Consider the following 16,710-nt stretch of genomic DNA (forward strand, 5'->3'; position numbering starts at 1 on the left):
TGAATTATAAATTTCTGAATTACGATATTGTGTATTATCACATTTCATTTCTTTTCGTTTTTTATCGCAGCTTTAACAAATGCTACAAATAACGGATGTGGATTCAGTACCGTACTACTATATTCCGGATGGAACTGAGTTCCCACATACCATTGCAATGCAGGGATTTCTACAATCTCTACCAGGTCGGATTCCGGATTAATACCTACACACTTCATACCGGCATCTTCATACTGAGTTTTGAAATCATTATTGAATTCATAACGGTGACGATGACGTTCCTGAATATGCTCTTCTCCATAAGCTTCGAATGCTTTTGATCCTTTCTGCAATACACATTCGTAAGCACCCAGACGCATTGTGCCCCCCATATTCGTAATAGCCTTTTGCTCTTCCATGATGTCAATTACGTTGTGCGGAGTTTTTTCATCCATTTCACGGGAGTTGGCATCCGTATATCCTAATACGTTCCGTGCAAATTCGATGGCAATACATTGCATACCCAGACAAATACCGAAAGTCGGAATATCATGTGTACGGGTATACTTAATGGCAACAAACTTACCATCGATACCTCGCTGGCCAAATCCCGGACCGATCATAACGCCAGCCATACCTTTCAGAGCTTCTCCAACATTCTCATCTGTTAGTTTTTCGCTGTTAATGAAGTGTACTTCTACTTTGCGATCGTTATAAGTTCCGGCCTGTGATAATGCCTCGCGGATTGATTTGTAAGCATCTTGCAAATCATATTTTCCTACTAATGCAATATTAACCGGTGCTTTGGTTTCAGCGGCATGACGACGTTCCAAGAATTTACGCCAAGGGCCAAGTCCCGGAGTCTCTCCAACGGGCAATTCCATTTTTTGAAGAATCGTTTTGTCGAGATCTTGCGCTTGCATTAAGATAGGTACTTCATAAATAGTAGGTGCATCGATTGATTGTACTACTGCTTTTTCATCCACATTACAGAACAGAGCAACTTTTTTGCGCAATCCGTCACTCAATGAGCGTTCTGTACGCAAAACCAATATATCAGGCTGGATACCCACACTTTGTAACTCTTTTACGGAGTGTTGCGTCGGCTTGGTTTTTAATTCTCCTGCAGCAGCCAGATAAGGAACATAAGTAAGATGCACGCAAAGTGCATTTTTACCAAGTTCTCTTTTTAGCTGACGGATACTTTCGAGGTAAGGGAGCGATTCGATGTCACCCACCGTACCACCTATTTCAGTAATTACAAAATCAAATTTGTATTTATTACCCAGCAATTTCACATTACGTTTAATTTCATCTGTGATGTGAGGAATGACCTGGATTGTTTTACCTAAGTAATCTCCGCGGCGTTCTTTGTCTATTACACTTTTGTAGATACGTCCCGTAGTAATATTGTTAGCCTTTGTCGTCTGGATGCCTAAGAAACGTTCATAATGTCCTAGGTCGAGATCGGCCTCATGTCCGTCTACAGTCACATAACATTCTCCGTGCTCATAAGGATTTAGAGTTCCCGGGTCGATGTTGATATACGGGTCAAACTTTTGAATGGTTACATTATAACCTCTTGCTTGCAGCAATTTACCGATGGACGATGAAATGATACCTTTTCCTAATGAAGAGGCTACACCACCGGTGACGAAAATATACTTTGTTTCTCCCACAGCTATAACTGTTTTAATTATTGTTTACTTAGTAGTCTTTTACGAACTTAAAAACCGCAAAATTATAAAAAAAAGAGGAAGTATATCGATTTTCGTTCCAACAAATTTATTAAAAAATGCAATTTTAAAAGAATCCTATGATTTCTGAACAAAATAATGTAGATTTGCAACAAATATAAGAATTTTATGAGAGGCAAATTTGTTTTATTAGCAGCTTTAATGATGAGCTTTACTGCATCGCTTATGGCGCAGACAGAGAAGCAACCTACCATAGCAGCGACAGCTAAGGTAGTGGAAGCAGATACGCTTTCTACGTTTTTACAGAAATATTTGATGTTGCGCTTAAATATGTCCGGTGATACCCCTAAATTGGATACTGTATCCTTCTTATATAATAAGTATATTGGTCAGCTGGATTATTTGAATGATCCGTCTGTACCACCGCGTTATATTCGGCGCGATCCGGATTATTATCGTCTGTTCACTCTGCCGGCTTATTATGATGATCCGATAAAGCAATATTCCACGATGGATTGGAAGCCCGCACAATTTGATTCTTTACCTAAAAATCTGACACCTGCGGCACTTTTACCGTACGACACTTCTCCATTTACAAAGGGTGAACGGACTAAAGTGATGGTCAATGAAGCATTGATGGGGCTTTATCTCAATCATCCTGAGTTAATCGTTACTACGGAAGATAAGATAAAGAGCAGGACCCCATTTCGTGAAGAAGCAAAACCCGAAATAGCACCTAAAGCAAGGGTACTTGAATTGTTCCAGCCGGAAGAAATGAATGCGAACGTCGGTAAGGCAAAAATGAAACTCAACAAACCTAATTGGTGGGTAACCGGTGGTAACGGTTCTTTGCAAATCACTCAGAATCACATTTCAGAGAATTGGTATAAAGGGGGAGAAAGTAACTTCTCGGGATTGGCTACTCTGTTTTTGAAAGCGAACTATAATGATAATGAAAAAATTCTTTTCGAAAACCAGATGGAAGCCAAGCTTGGTATAACTTCTACTCCATCTGATAAATTTCATAATTATTTGGTTACAACGGATCAGTTTCGACTATACAATAAGCTAGGCTTGAGAGCTATTAAAAATTGGTATTATACAATTTCTTCAGAGTTTAAGACTCAGTTTTGCAATGGTTATAAAGCTAATAACGAAACTCTTGTTTCTGCCTTTATGGCTCCTGCTGATCTTGCTGTCAGTATTGGTATGGATTATAAGTTAAACAAAAAGAAATTTAATCTTTCTGTTTTTATGGCTCCTTTAACGTATAATTTGCGTTATGTCGGTAACTCGGAGGTAAATGAGACTTCATTTGGTATTGAAAAAGGTAAGCGCTCAATAAATAGTTTCGGTGCTCAAGTGCAGCCTACGTTCAATTGGAGAATTATTGCTCCAGTTTCTTTTGAGTCTCGTTTAAACTATCTGACGAACTATGAGTGGGTACGTATTGAATGGGAAAATACATTCAACTTTGTATTGAATCGTTATTTTTCTACTAAACTATACATTCATGTCCGTTATGATGATACTTCGAAACCTAAAGATGACCAAAGTTATTTTCAGTTGAAAGAGCTGCTTAGCTTTGGTATCAATTATAACTGGTAATAGAAACTGTTTGTTCATAAATTCATTAGATCTCGGATAATACTTGTTTGAGTGTATTACACTAAAGTTGTGCCACCCTATTGGCACAATTGTGCCAAAGAGATGAAACGACTGTGCCACTAGGATGGCACAGCTGTGCCAATAAGGTGGCGCAGACTCCCAGTGTAGGACTGCATGTAATTGAGAGTTATTTTTTATTCCCATAATTTGCTGTTATTAAAAAGAGTGTTAAATATGGTTATGCGCCGCTTTACCTAAATTGGGTATAATTTTGGGGTAGCATTGGGAACTCCTAAGCTGAAGATATTTATGAGCCGCATGAAGCTATATCTGAAAGGGGGCGTCGGATTCGCTTTTAAGTTTTATAGTGGTATGGATGTGAAACGTGGTCCAAAGTGGATGGTAAAGATACATCGTGAATGGATTGTGTATACGTTGCCAAAGATTCTTTATGAAGAATGGAGAAGAAAATGTAGGCAGTAAAGGATTTGTGACGGAAACAATTCCAATTATATGCTTGGATTCCAACATTTTTCTGTTTACCTTTGTTCTCATGAAAGAAAATATAAAAGAAGGGGACGAACTTATGGCAAGTAATTATATTCGTTTCGATTGGGCTATGAAACGCTTATTGCGTAATAAAGCCAATTTCGGAGTGCTGGAAGGATTTCTGACAACGCTTCTAAATGAAACTATTGTAATCCAGAAATTATTGGAGAGTGAAAGTAATCAGGAGGAAGAGTTTGATAAATATAACCGTGTGGATATACTCGCGGAGAACTCAAAAGGTGAGCTTATTTTGATAGAGGTTCAAAACAATAATGAATATGCGTATTTTCAACGAATGTTGTTCGGGACTTCTAAACTTGTGACTGAGTACATTAATCGTGGGGAAGGATATGAAAAGGTGCGTAAAGTATATAGCGTTAATATCGTATATTTCTCTTTAGGAAATGGAAAGGATGTAGTGTATCATGGTAAGACGGAATTTCGAGGTATCCACCAGGGAGATATTTTGGAATTGACTCCTTTTCAGAAACAGACTTTTAAAGTGGATGCTGTTAGTCAACTTTATCCAGAGTATTATATCCTGAAAGTCAATGATTTTAACCAGATAGCTAAAAGTCCGTTAGAGGAATGGATCTATTATCTTAATACGGGAGATATCCCTGATAGTGCTACTGCTCCCGGCTTGACGGAAGCACGCGAACGTTTGAAATTAGATCGGATGACTAAGGATGAATTGAATGCTTATTATCGGCATCTGGACAATATTGTGATTCTTCGTGATAATATTTATACCGAACGTGCGGAAGGCCGTATGGAAGGCCGTATGGAAGGTCGTGCGGAAGGTCGTATGGAGGGTCTTGTGGAAGGTCGTAAGGAAGGTCAGGCTGAAGGACGTTTAGAAGAAAAAAAAACGAGTGCATCTAAGATGAAGTCTTTGAATATTCCTTTTGATACTATTTCGCAAATAACAGGTTTGACGATAGAAGAAATAAAGAAATTGTAAAATACGAAACAAGAAAACATGTTTGAAAGATGTACGTTGCTGTACTCATATTCAAAACTTTGTCGATGAACTGAAAAACTGTTATTGGAAGATAAGTCTGTCAATATTGAATGATGAGGGGATGATAAAGAGGAGGATAGTGGAGTATCAACGGATCCAACTTTGTAAAATAAATAGTTTAGTTGAACATGAAATGAATGTATGAAGAATACGTGAAGTATTATATTGAAAGTGATTATTGCAGTGACAAGTATATAGCTAGATTGCTTGGAATACAAATAGTATCTTTGTAAATATATAGTTGGTAAAAATGAATAAATCATAGTATGAGGTTATCTCGGTGTTAAATTCGAGATAACCTCATTTTTATTGAAAAATTGATTGGATAGCTCATTGATCATATTTGATTAAAAGTTTGTTTTTGTTGAAATGAATTCTTTAATTTGCACGCAGATCGTTTCTTAAATGAAATAAAAATATAATATTTATATGGGAATAATGAATACACTAGGCGTTTATGTTGCTGAAGATAACGTCTATCCTAATTCTGCTGTAGCAGTTGCTACGGCAATACCTGCTTTCATTGGCTATACTGAGAAAATGGTTAATGGTAATGAATCGTTGCTGAATAAACCTGTTAAAATTGATTCGATGTCTGAGTTCCATTCTTATTTCGGTGGTGCTCCGATGCCAATGTTTACTTTGGCAAATATTGAAGATGATCAGAAGTTGTTTTTGGAATGCGGCAGTCAAAAAATTATAGTAAAGCGAACGGATATACCTTTTATATTATATTACCAAATGCAGATGTTTTACAGCAATGGCGGTGGACCTTGTTATATCGTTTCTATTGGCGACTATACTGTCGATAAATTAGACGTGAATGCATTTAAGAAAGGTGTTGATGCACTTTTGAAAGTACAAGAACCTACTATGGTACTTTGCCCTGATGCAGTAAATATGACCGATAGAGATTCGTATTACGACTTACAGCGGTCAATGTTATACCATTGTGGTAATCAGATGCGTAATCGTATAACTATTTTAGATGTATTTGAGGGTTATAAGGATAGAAAAGATCCGTCTGGTGATGTTATTGATGAATTTAGAAATAAAATAGGAAATTCAAATTTAAATTATGGGGTGGCATATTATCCTTGGATAAATACATCGGTTGTTACTGAAAGTGATCTTTCATTGTTGAATATAGATGCTGATGCTTTGAAAATCGTTTTAGAAGAGGAACTTGCTTCGTTGGACACTCAAAGAAGAAAGATTAATAAAAAACTGGTTGAAAAGATAAATAAACAGATGAGTGTAGCTAAAAGAAGTATGCTTCATACTATGCTGTTGGAGAATTCTTTGATGTATAGAGAGATATTAAGGGAAATGAGACAAATCTTAAATTTGTTACCTCCTTCGGCAGCAATGGCAGGCATATATACAATGGTTGATAGTACATGCGGGGTATGGAAAGCTTCTGCAAATGTTGCTATTAATCAGGTGGTTAATCCGTCTGTTAATATTTCTTCGGAGGACCAGATGGATTTAAATGCTCCTTTAACCGGAAAGGCAATTAATGTAATTCGATGTTTTACGGGAGAAGACGTAAAAGTTTGGGGAGCTCGTACATTAGATGCCAACTCATTAGAGTTGAGTCATATAAATGTATGTCGTACGATGATTATGTTGGAGCAATCAATAAAGAATGCATTACATTCATTTTCATGTGAACCGAATGATGCTCAAACATGGTTGATTGTTAGATGTATGATTGAAAGTTTCTTAACCGAGATTTGGAAACATGGAGGTTTGGTAGGGACTGCTCAGGACGAAGCTTTCAAAGTTCATGTTGGGTTAGGTGATACAATGACTAGAGATGATATTTTAGCTGGTATTTTACGTATAAGAATATTAGTTGCCATAATAAGACCGTCTGAGTTTATTGAGATCGCTTTTTCATACCAAATACAGGAAGGCTGATAGATTATTGGTTTAGAGTATATTTAAAAGAATTCTTACTATGAAATATCAGATAGTAGGAATTCTTTTTTTGTGCACGATAACGAATACATGGAAAATAATATTTTATATGCAGAAAAAATACAGTGAATGCTTCGTAGTTAACAAATAATGCTTAAATTTGCCACGATTTGTAATGTTGAGTTTGCAAAATGACTAATACAATAAAGCATCAAGGTATTGTGGAAAACATACAAGGTTCTCATTTGTCGGTGAGAATCATACAGACGTCGGCTTGCGCAGCATGTAGTGCAAAAGGACATTGTTCTTCGGCGGATAGTAAAGATAAGGTAATTGATATTACTGACACTGCGGCATCCTCTTATCAGGTAGGAGAGCAGGTGATGATAATAGGAGAAACTTCTATGGGAATGATGGCGGTTGTGTTAGCTTTTGTAATACCTTTCGTACTTTTGGTTACTTCCTTATTTATATTTATGGCATGGATGGAGAATGAGCTGTATGCTGCACTTTCTTCATTAATAATTCTTATACCTTATTATTTCATTTTGTGGTTGAATAAAGCACGACTGAAACAAAAATTTTCTTTTACTATAAAACCAATAAATATTTAAAACACTATGAATTTGATTCTGATTGCAGTAATTTCATTGGGGGCGATAGCACTTGTTTTGGCTGCTATCCTTTATGTCGCTTCCAAGAAATTTGCCGTGTATGAAGATCCGAGAATTGCTCAGGTAGGTGAGGTGTTACCTCAGGCCAATTGTGGCGGCTGTGGCTATCCCGGTTGTAGCGGATTTGCTGATGCCTGTGTCAAGGCTGGTTCGTTGGATGGTAAATTTTGTCCGGTGGGTGGACAACCTGTCATGGCGAAAGTTGCCGATATTCTCGGACTGGCGGCTGGTGAAGCTGAACCAATGGTAGCGGTAGTAAGATGTAATGGGACCTGTGCTAACCGTCCGCGCATCAATCAGTATGACGGCGCGAAGAGTTGTGCCATTGCTGCTTCATTATATGGTGGAGAGACTGGTTGTAGCTATGGTTGCCTGGGATGTGGTGACTGTGTGGCTGCTTGTCAGTTTGATGCCATCCATATGAACCCGGAAACAGGGCTTCCTGAAGTGGATGAAGCGAAGTGTACAGCTTGTGGAGCTTGTGTGAAAGCTTGTCCGAAGTCTATCATTGAAATTCGGCCACAGGGTAAGAAGTCCCGTCGTGTATACGTACAATGTGTCAATAAAGACAAGGGAGCTGTTGCGCGTAAAGCTTGTACTGTAAGTTGTATCGGATGCGGTAAATGTGTCAAGGTATGTCCGTTTGAAGCAATTACTTTAGAAAATAATCTGGCTTATATTGATCCGTACAAATGTAAATCATGCCGTAAATGTGAAGAAGTTTGTCCGCAGGGAACCATTATTGCTTTGAATTTCCCTCCACGCAAGCCGAAATCAGAGGACGCATCTGCTGCTCCCAAGGTAGCTCTTACTAAAAAGGAAACGGAAGTTCCGGTAGCAGAAGCTACAAAGGCTGTAGAAACTCTGAAGACTACAGTGGATGAAGCTACAAAAGTAACAGAATAATAACAGAATAAAATACAGAATTGTATGTTAAAGACATTTTCAATTGGTGGAGTTCATCCACACGAAAATAAATTGTCGGCACATCAACCTATCATCACTGCGGAAGTTCCTGCAAAGGCTGTCATTTTGTTGGGACAGCACATTGGTGCACCTGCCAAACCGATTGTGGCTAAGGGAGATGTGGTAAAGGTCGGTACTAAAATTGCCGAACCGGCCGGCTTTGTTTCGGCTGCAATTCACTCTTCAGTCAGTGGTAAAGTAGCTAAGATTGATACAGTAATCGATGCTAGTGGTTATGCCAAACCTGCTATTTATATTGATGTGGAAGGTGATGAATGGGAAGAATCGATTGATCGTAGCACAACTCTGGTGAAAGAATGTGACTTCTCGGCAGAAGAAATTGTGAAGAAGATCGCCGAAGCTGGTATCGTAGGTTTAGGCGGAGCTTGTTTCCCTACTCAGGTAAAACTTTGTCCTCCTCCTTCTTTTAAGGCAGAATGCGTGATCATCAATGCAGTGGAGTGTGAACCCTATCTGACTGCCGATCATCAGCTGATGCTGGAACATGCGGAAGAAATTATGGTAGGTGTTTCCATCTTGATGAAAGCCGTAAAGGTAAATAAAGCATTTATCGGAATCGAAAATAATAAGCCGGATGCTATTAAGCTGATGACAAAAGTAGCTTCCAGCTATGCCGGTATCGAAGTTGTTCCTTTGCAAGTGAAGTATCCGCAAGGAGGCGAAAAACAACTGATTGATGCAATTACTAAACGTCAGGTTGCCAGCGGTGCATTACCAATTTCTACAGGAGCGGTTGTACAGAATGTAGGTACTGCGTTTGCAGTTTATCAAGCAGTACAGAAAAATAAGCCATTGTTCGAACGGGTGATAACAGTGACAGGAAAGTCTGTTGCAAAACCATCCAACTTTTTGGCACGTGTGGGTACGCCGATGAGCCAGTTGATTGATGCTTGCGGTGGTTTGCCGGAAGATACGGGAAAGGTAATTGGTGGCGGTCCGATGATGGGTAAGGCATTGATGAATATTGATGTTCCTACTGCAAAGGGAAGTTCTGGCATTCTAATTATGAATCAGAAGGAAGCAAAACGTGGTGAAGAACAAACTTGCATCCGTTGTGCAAAATGTGTTAGTGCTTGTCCGATGGGGCTGGAGCCATATTTGCTTGGGGCTTTATCCGAGAATGCCGATTTTGAAAGAATGGAAAAAGAAAGAATCATGGATTGTATCGAATGCGGATCTTGCCAGTTCACTTGTCCTGCAAACCGTCCGTTACTTGACTATTGCCGTTTGGGTAAAGGTAAGGTAGGTGCAATGATTCGTGCACGTCAGGTTAAAAAATAACGAATTATGGAAAATAAATTAATAGTATCATTATCACCCCATGTTCATGGTGGAGACAGCGTGCAAAAGAATATGTATGGCGTGCTGATTGCACTTATACCGGCATTTTTGGTGTCTCTTTATTTCTTCGGACTGGGTGCTCTGATTGTCACGGCTACTTCCGTGGCTGCCTGTTTGTTCTTTGAATGGGCTATCGTTAAATTCTTGATGAAGAAACCTGCTACAACAATTTGTGATGGTTCTGCTGTAATCACAGGTGTGTTGTTGGCATTCAATTTACCTTCCAATCTGCCTATTTGGATTATTATTTTGGGAGCACTGTTCGCTATTGGCGTTGGTAAAATGTCTTTCGGTGGATTAGGTTGTAACCCTTTCAATCCGGCATTGGCAGGACGTGTGTTCTTGTTGCTCTCTTTTCCGGTACAGATGACAAGTTGGCCGCTAGTTGGACAACTGACTGCATATGCCGATGCTACTACTGGAGCTACTCCACTGGCATTAATGAAACAAGCTATTTATGGTGATACCCATGCGTTGAGCCAGCTTCCGGATGCGTTTAGTCTGTTTATCGGACAGAATGGAGGATGTATCGGAGAGGTAAGTGCATTGGCATTGTTGCTAGGGCTAGTTTATATGCTTTGGAAAAAGATTATCACCTGGCATATTCCCGTATCCATTTTGGTCACTGTATTTGTTTTTGCAGGAATCATGCATCTGGCCGATCCGGAGAAGTATGTATCTCCGGTATTGCAACTGCTTTCAGGAGGTCTGATGTTGGGAGCTGTATTTATGGCAACAGATTATGTGACTTCTCCGATGAGCAAGAAAGGCATGCTGATTTACGGTGTTTGTATTGGTCTGCTGACGGTAATTATCCGTTTGTTCGGTGCATATCCTGAAGGTATGTCATTTGCCATCCTGATAATGAATGCGTTTACTCCGCTGATTAATACCTATTGTAAACCTAAACGCTTTGGGGAGGTAGCGAAGAAGAAATGAAAAAGTTACAATCATCTTTGAAAAATATGTTGCTGGTACTTACAGGAGTCACTGTTGTCTCTGTTGCATTGCTGGCGTATGTGAACGAACTTACAATGGGACCCATTGCCGAAGCGAATGCAAAAACGCTGAATGAGGCTTTGAAAAAGGTTCTTCCTGAATTTACCAATAATCCGGTAGCCGAAAGTGATACAATTTTCAGCGAGAAAGACGGAAAGAAAATTGTGGATTTTATAGTTTATCCGGCAAAGAACGGTGAGAGTCAGGTTGGTACAGCTGTAGAAGCTAAATCAATGGGATTTGGTGGAGAATTGAAAGTATTGGTAGGATTTGATGCAGAAGGCAAAATATATAATTACTCTTTGCTGGCTCATGCAGAAACTCCGGGATTGGGTTCTAAAGCTGATAAATGGTTTGGTGCGTATGATCCTGCTAAAGGTGAAAAAGCAATATCACACGACGAGAGCAATAAGTCTATCTTGGGCATGAATCCGGGAAAATCTCCGCTGACTGTTAGCAAAGACGGAGGTCAGGTAGATGCTATAACTGCTTCTACTATTACTTCGCGTGCCTTTTTGAAGGCGGTAAATGCTGCTTATCAGGCTTACAAATCCGGAAACGGCAGTGATGTGAATGGAACAACAGGAGCTTCTCAGAGAGCTGCCGGTACGGATGCAGCTTCAGGAGCTACTATTAGAGTTGAAACTACTGATTCTGTCAGTGCTAAATAAGAAAGGAGACAGCTATGAATAACTTTAAAGTAATGATGAACGGGATTGTCAAAGAGAATCCTACATTTGTGCTCCTGCTTGGTATGTGTCCTACATTGGGTACTACTTCATCGGCTATCAATGGTATGGGAATGGGACTAGCCACTATGTTCGTGTTGATTTGCTCGAATGTGGTAATCTCATCCATAAAGAACCTGATACCGGATATGGTACGTATTCCGGCATTCATTGTGGTAATTGCATCGTTTGTTACCCTACTTCAGATGATAATGCAGGCTTATGTTCCCGGTTTATATGCTACGCTCGGTCTTTTTATTCCGTTGATCGTAGTAAACTGCATTGTATTGGGGCGTGCAGAAGCTTTTGCAGCTAAAAACAACCCGATTGCTTCTATGTTCGATGGTATCGGTATGGGACTTGGTTTTACTATAGCCCTGACTTTGCTGGGTGCTGTTCGTGAATTTCTCGGAACAGGTAAAATTTTCGATTTGACTATTTTACCCGAAGAATATGGTATGTTGGTATTTGTATTAGCACCGGGTGCTTTCATCGCTTTAGGATACCTTATTGCCTTGATTAATTGTTTGAAAAAGGATAAATAATTGAAGAAATGGAATATATATTGATATTTATCTCGGCAATCTTTGTAAACAACATCGTGTTGTCGCAATTCTTAGGTATCTGTCCGTTCTTGGGTGTATCTAAGAAAGTGGAAACAGCTATGGGAATGAGTGCGGCAGTAGCTTTTGTGCTGACCATTGCAACCATTGTAACGTTCCTGATTCAGAAATTTGTATTGGATGCTTTCGGATTGGCATACTTGCAGACAATTACATTTATATTGGTAATTGCCGCATTGGTTCAGATGGTGGAAATCATTCTGAAGAAAGTGTCTCCGGCATTATATCAGGCTTTAGGTGTATTCTTGCCATTGATTACAACCAACTGCTGTATATTAGGCGTAGCTATTTTGGTTATCCAGAAAGATTATGATTTGTTGACAGGAGTTGTATATGCATTTTCAACAGCAATAGGCTTTGGATTGGCATTGGTATTATTTGCCGGATTGCGTGAGCAAATGAGTTTAGTGAAAGTTCCAAAAGGAATGCAGGGAACTCCGATAGCCTTGATTACAGCCGGATTGCTGGCTATGGCGTTCATGGGATTTTCCGGAGTAGTGTGAATATTTGATAAATAGTTTTAATAGAAGAGTTGGAGACCACTTCTGTATGCAAGTATACAGATCGTGTGTTCCCGACTCTTTTTTTGTTCCTTTTCCCGAATTATTGTTTTATTATTCCCCTGAGGAAAATAAATTTATAGTTGATTATTGCATTCTAAATTTTATTTCCATACATTTGTAGCTCAAACAAATCGGAAACCAAAAGAACTAACCATATTTGTAAAGTTTATGAAAGAAAGAATTTTAGTAACGGGTGGAACCGGCTATATTGGTTCTCATACTGTTGTGGAGTTACAAAATAGTGGATATGAAGTAATCATCATCGATAATTTGTCAAATTCAAGTGCAGATGTTGTTGATAATATAGAGAAAGTATCCGGCATTCGGCCTGCTTTCGAAAAATTAGATTGCCTTGATTTAGCCGGTCTAGACGCCGTATTTACCAAATATAAAGGAATTAAAGCTATTATTCATTTTGCTGCCAGCAAAGCTGTTGGTGAATCTGTACAAAAGCCGTTGCTTTACTATCGTAATAACTTGGTCTCTTTAATCAACTTACTTGAACTGATGCCTAAACATGGAGTAGAAGGCATTGTATTCTCTTCTTCCTGTACAGTTTATGGTCAGCCGGACGAACTGCCGGTAACAGAGCAAGCTCCGATCAAGAAAGCAGAATCTCCTTACGGAAATACAAAACAGATTAATGAAGAAATTATTCGTGATACAATAACATCCGGAGCTCCGATCAATGCTATCATGTTACGCTATTTTAATCCGATTGGTGCACATCCTACAGCTTTGTTAGGTGAACTGCCCAACGGTGTTCCTCAGAACTTGATCCCATACCTCACTCAGACTGCTATGGGTATCCGTGAAAAACTGAGTGTATTTGGTGATGATTATAATACTCCTGATGGTTCTTGCATCCGCGACTTTATCAATGTTGTGGATTTGGCTAAGGCCCATGTGATAGCTATACGTCGTATCCTTGAAAAGAAACAAAAGGCGAAAGCAGAAGTATTCAACATTGGTACAGGACGTGGAGTTTCTGTATTGGAATTGATTAATGGCTTTGAAAAGGCTACAGGCGTAAAATTGAATTATGAAATTGTTGGTCGTCGTGCCGGTGATATCGAAAAAGTTTGGGCAAATCCGGATTTTGCAAATCAGGAATTGGGCTGGAAAGCTGTAGAAACATTGGAGGACACATTACGTTCTGCATGGAACTGGCAGTTGAAACTCCGTGAAAGAGGAATTCAATAATATTATATAAAATGTTATTTTGATATAACCTTAGACAATTGAAAGAAACTGTTTGTTTAATTCTTTGCAATCCACTCTGACGCTTCTTAGTGTGTATGTGAATATACCTATTTAGTACATATATCTCCCCGGTATAAACAGGTGATTGCATAGTAGTTTTGTCGTGTTTTATTTTGTGTTTGTGTTGTGACGGTACTACGACGGGAGTCGTGGTACCGTTTTTTGTACATATAGCTGAAAATACTTTTATAATCTTCCTGTGTAGCAGAATGTCCCCTCTTTAAAATTGAAATCCGGGATACAACATTCAGGTCTGAACAAACCGAACACAGAGGATCCGGAGCCACTCATGGAAGCATAGATAGCCCCTTGGTTGTAAAGTTCTTCTTTGATTTCTCCAATTATCGGATGTTGTGGAAATACACTGGCTTCAAAATCATTAACGAGTAATTCTTTCCATTCTTCAATCGGCCTTCGGATCACTTCTTTTACCGGAAATTCCGGATGATGAGGATGAATTTTAGAAAATGCTTCACGGGTAGATACAAATACATCCGGCTTAATTATGGCAATTTGATATCCTTTTAATGAAAGCGAAATAGGAGAAAAAATATTCCCAATGCCCTCAGCGAAGGTTGGCGCATTTTTGATAAAGAAGGCACAGTCAGCTCCTAAGGTAGCTGCATATACTTCCAATTGACTTTCAGTCAGTTTCAGCTGATAATACTCATTGAGCAATTTTAGCATAGAGGCAGCGTCTGCCGAACCACCTCCCAATCCTGCTCCTGAAGGAATATGTTTGTACAAATGAATTTCGATAGGAGGAAGGTGATACTCTTTGTCGAGCAATAAATAAGCTCTGACTACTAAATTATCTTCCGGATTACCGGTTATTTTTAGTCCATGCTGATATAAAGCGAACTTTTTATTTTCTTGCGAATAAGTATGAATTTCTAACGCATCTTCGAGAGCTACAGGATAAAAAACTGTTTCCAGGTTGTGATATCCGTCTGGGCGTTTTTCCGTGATAGAAAGTCCGAGGTTTATTTTTGCATTCGGAAAAGTGATCATTTTGTTGATTCATTAAGAGGTTAGTGATTCGTTAAATTACCATTGTGTGTGCAAAGTTACTAAAATCTTCATTTTTCCTTATCCATTCTTCGCGATTATGTTTTATCTTTGTCATCCCATTAACAAAGAATTCATGGCTGAGCAAAGAAAAAATACTCGAAATACTAAATCAACCAAAGTACAACCGGTCAATGATTATGGTCGTGTTCAACCTCAGGCACCCGAGCTGGAAGAAGCTGTTTTAGGTGCTTTGATGATTGAGAAGGATGCGTATTCATTGGTAAGTGAGATACTTCGTCCGGAATCTTTCTATGAACACCGACACCAATTAATTTATTCTGCGATAACAGATCTTGCTGTAAACCAGAAGCCGGTGGATATCCTGACGGTAAAAGAGCAGCTTAGTAAACGTGGAGAGCTGGAAGAAGTGGGAGGTCCTTTCTATATTACTCAGTTGAGCAGTAAGGTGGCTTCTTCGGCACATATCGAATATCATGCCCGGATCATAGCTCAGAAGTCCTTGGCTCGTGAATTGATCACCTTTACAAGTAACATTCAAAGTAAGGCCTTTGATGAAACACTTGATGTAGACGACTTGATGCAGGAAGCGGAGGGTAAGCTATTTGAGATTTCACAGCAGAATATGAAGAAAGATTATACGCAGATCAATCCGGTGATTGATGAAGCTTATAAATTGATACAGAAAGCTGCTGCGCGAACAGATGGTTTAAGTGGTCTTGAAAGTGGATATACGAAACTTGATAAGATGACTGCCGGTTGGCAGAACTCCGATCTTATTATTATAGCTGCCCGTCCTGCTATGGGTAAAACAGCTTTTGTGCTTTCCATGGCAAAAAACATAGCGGTAAATTATCGTAATCCGGTAGCGTTGTTCTCTCTTGAAATGAGCAACGTTCAGTTGGTCAATCGTTTGATCTCGAACGTTTGTGAGATTCCTAGTGATAAAATCAAGAGTGGACAGTTGGCAACTTATGAGTGGCAGCAGCTCGATTATAAATTAAAAGATTTACTGGATGCACCTTTATATGTAGATGATACTCCATCTTTGTCAGTATTCGAACTTCGTACCAAAGCGCGTCGTTTGGTTCGTGAACATGGAGTACGAATCATTATTATCGACTACCTTCAGTTGATGAATGCTAGTGGTATGGCCTTTGGTAGCCGTCAAGAAGAGGTTAGTACTATATCCCGTTCGTTGAAAGGATTGGCGAAAGAGCTGAATATTCCTATAATAGCTTTGTCACAGTTGAATCGTGGTGTAGAAAGTCGTGAAGGTATTGACGGTAAACGTCCTCAGTTGAGTGATCTTCGTGAATCGGGAGCCATCGAGCAGGATGCCGATATGGTATGTTTCATTCATCGTCCGGAATATTATAAAATTTATCAGGATGACCGTGGAAATGACCTCCGTGGTATGGCGGAAATCGTGATAGCTAAACATCGTAACGGTGCGGTAGGCGAGGTGCTTCTTCGATTCAAAGGAGAATTTACTCGTTTCTCCAATCCGGAGGATGATATGGTTATTCCTATGCCTGGAGAATCATCGGGAGCTATGTTAGGTTCTAAGGTGAATGCTGGGGCTATGCCTCCACCACCGGCACCGGATTTTGCTCCACAAACAGATAACCCGTTTGGAACACCTGCTGAGGGACCTCTGCCGTTTTAAAATTTATTTGTACCTTGCGGAATTGAAACTTCGGAGAATGATGCAATCTTAGCT

The 16,710-nt window shown here is 39.4% G+C and carries 15 protein-coding genes; 13 read left to right on the forward strand and 2 right to left on the reverse strand.

The window, feature by feature from the left end:
- Positions 1 to 44: 44 nt before the first annotated feature.
- On the reverse strand, positions 45 to 1,658 hold the full coding sequence (locus tag CZ225_RS09745; protein WP_077153969.1) for a CTP synthase: 1,614 nt from the start codon (positions 1,656 to 1,658) through the stop codon (positions 45 to 47).
- A 219-nt stretch (positions 1,659 to 1,877) separates the two neighbouring features.
- On the opposite strand from CZ225_RS09745, the gene CZ225_RS09750 reads away from it, so the two are divergent.
- From CZ225_RS09750 to galE, 12 genes are all read left to right on the forward strand, one after another.
- Positions 1,878 to 3,284, forward strand: coding sequence for a DUF3078 domain-containing protein (locus CZ225_RS09750; protein ID WP_392387516.1), 1,407 nt, complete (start codon positions 1,878 to 1,880; stop codon positions 3,282 to 3,284).
- Positions 3,285 to 3,566: 282 nt separating this feature from the next.
- The gene (locus CZ225_RS09755) at positions 3,567 to 3,767 is read left to right on the forward strand and encodes a WecB/TagA/CpsF family glycosyltransferase (protein ID WP_077153971.1); all 201 of its coding nucleotides are present in this window, start codon (positions 3,567 to 3,569) and stop codon (positions 3,765 to 3,767) included.
- A gap of 103 nt (positions 3,768 to 3,870) precedes the next feature.
- Positions 3,871 to 4,797, forward strand: a complete 927-nt coding sequence (locus CZ225_RS09760; RefSeq protein ID WP_394334030.1) for an Rpn family recombination-promoting nuclease/putative transposase — start codon at positions 3,871 to 3,873, stop codon at positions 4,795 to 4,797.
- A 489-nt stretch (positions 4,798 to 5,286) separates the two neighbouring features.
- Positions 5,287 to 6,780: a phage tail sheath family protein gene (locus tag CZ225_RS09765; RefSeq protein WP_077153972.1), complete on the forward strand. Its 1,494-nt coding sequence runs from the start codon at positions 5,287 to 5,289 to the stop codon at positions 6,778 to 6,780.
- A gap of 191 nt (positions 6,781 to 6,971) precedes the next feature.
- Complete coding sequence (locus CZ225_RS09770; RefSeq protein ID WP_077153973.1) at positions 6,972 to 7,394, forward strand: SoxR reducing system RseC family protein; 423 nt, start codon at positions 6,972 to 6,974, stop codon at positions 7,392 to 7,394.
- Positions 7,395 to 7,400: 6 nt separating this feature from the next.
- The gene (locus tag CZ225_RS09775; RefSeq protein WP_077153974.1) at positions 7,401 to 8,360 is read left to right on the forward strand and encodes a Fe-S cluster domain-containing protein; all 960 of its coding nucleotides are present in this window, start codon (positions 7,401 to 7,403) and stop codon (positions 8,358 to 8,360) included.
- 24 nt (positions 8,361 to 8,384) lie between these two features.
- Positions 8,385 to 9,722 carry an electron transport complex subunit RsxC gene (gene rsxC, locus CZ225_RS09780; protein ID WP_077153975.1) on the forward strand — a complete coding sequence of 446 codons (1,338 nt, stop codon included), beginning with the start codon at positions 8,385 to 8,387 and terminating at the stop codon, positions 9,720 to 9,722.
- 6 nt (positions 9,723 to 9,728) lie between these two features.
- Positions 9,729 to 10,721 carry an RnfABCDGE type electron transport complex subunit D gene (locus CZ225_RS09785; RefSeq protein WP_077153976.1) on the forward strand — a complete coding sequence of 331 codons (993 nt, stop codon included), beginning with the start codon at positions 9,729 to 9,731 and terminating at the stop codon, positions 10,719 to 10,721.
- Positions 10,718 to 11,452, forward strand: a complete 735-nt coding sequence (locus tag CZ225_RS09790) for an RnfABCDGE type electron transport complex subunit G (protein WP_077153977.1) — start codon at positions 10,718 to 10,720, stop codon at positions 11,450 to 11,452. Before CZ225_RS09785 ends, CZ225_RS09790 begins: the two co-directional genes overlap by 4 nt.
- 14 nt (positions 11,453 to 11,466) lie before the next feature.
- The gene (rsxE, locus tag CZ225_RS09795) at positions 11,467 to 12,054 is read left to right on the forward strand and encodes an electron transport complex subunit RsxE (protein WP_077153978.1); all 588 of its coding nucleotides are present in this window, start codon (positions 11,467 to 11,469) and stop codon (positions 12,052 to 12,054) included.
- A gap of 8 nt (positions 12,055 to 12,062) precedes the next feature.
- The gene (gene rsxA / locus CZ225_RS09800) at positions 12,063 to 12,635 is read left to right on the forward strand and encodes an electron transport complex subunit RsxA (RefSeq protein WP_073348993.1); all 573 of its coding nucleotides are present in this window, start codon (positions 12,063 to 12,065) and stop codon (positions 12,633 to 12,635) included.
- Positions 12,636 to 12,863: 228 nt separating this feature from the next.
- Entirely contained in the window at positions 12,864 to 13,898 is a 1,035-nt protein-coding gene (gene galE, locus CZ225_RS09805; RefSeq protein ID WP_077153979.1) for a UDP-glucose 4-epimerase GalE, read from the forward strand.
- A 246-nt stretch (positions 13,899 to 14,144) separates the two neighbouring features.
- Here the strand turns inward: galE and ispE are convergent, their stop codons facing one another.
- Entirely contained in the window at positions 14,145 to 14,969 is an 825-nt protein-coding gene (gene ispE, locus CZ225_RS09810) for a 4-(cytidine 5'-diphospho)-2-C-methyl-D-erythritol kinase (protein ID WP_077153980.1), read from the reverse strand.
- A gap of 133 nt (positions 14,970 to 15,102) precedes the next feature.
- Between ispE and dnaB the strand changes: the two genes are divergently transcribed.
- Entirely contained in the window at positions 15,103 to 16,656 is a 1,554-nt protein-coding gene (dnaB, locus tag CZ225_RS09815) for a replicative DNA helicase (protein ID WP_077155782.1), read from the forward strand.
- Positions 16,657 to 16,710: the final 54 nt, after the last annotated feature.

Origin of the sequence: Bacteroides bouchesdurhonensis (assembly GCF_900155865.1) — a bacterium.
GTDB lineage: Bacteria > Bacteroidota > Bacteroidia > Bacteroidales > Bacteroidaceae > Bacteroides > Bacteroides bouchesdurhonensis.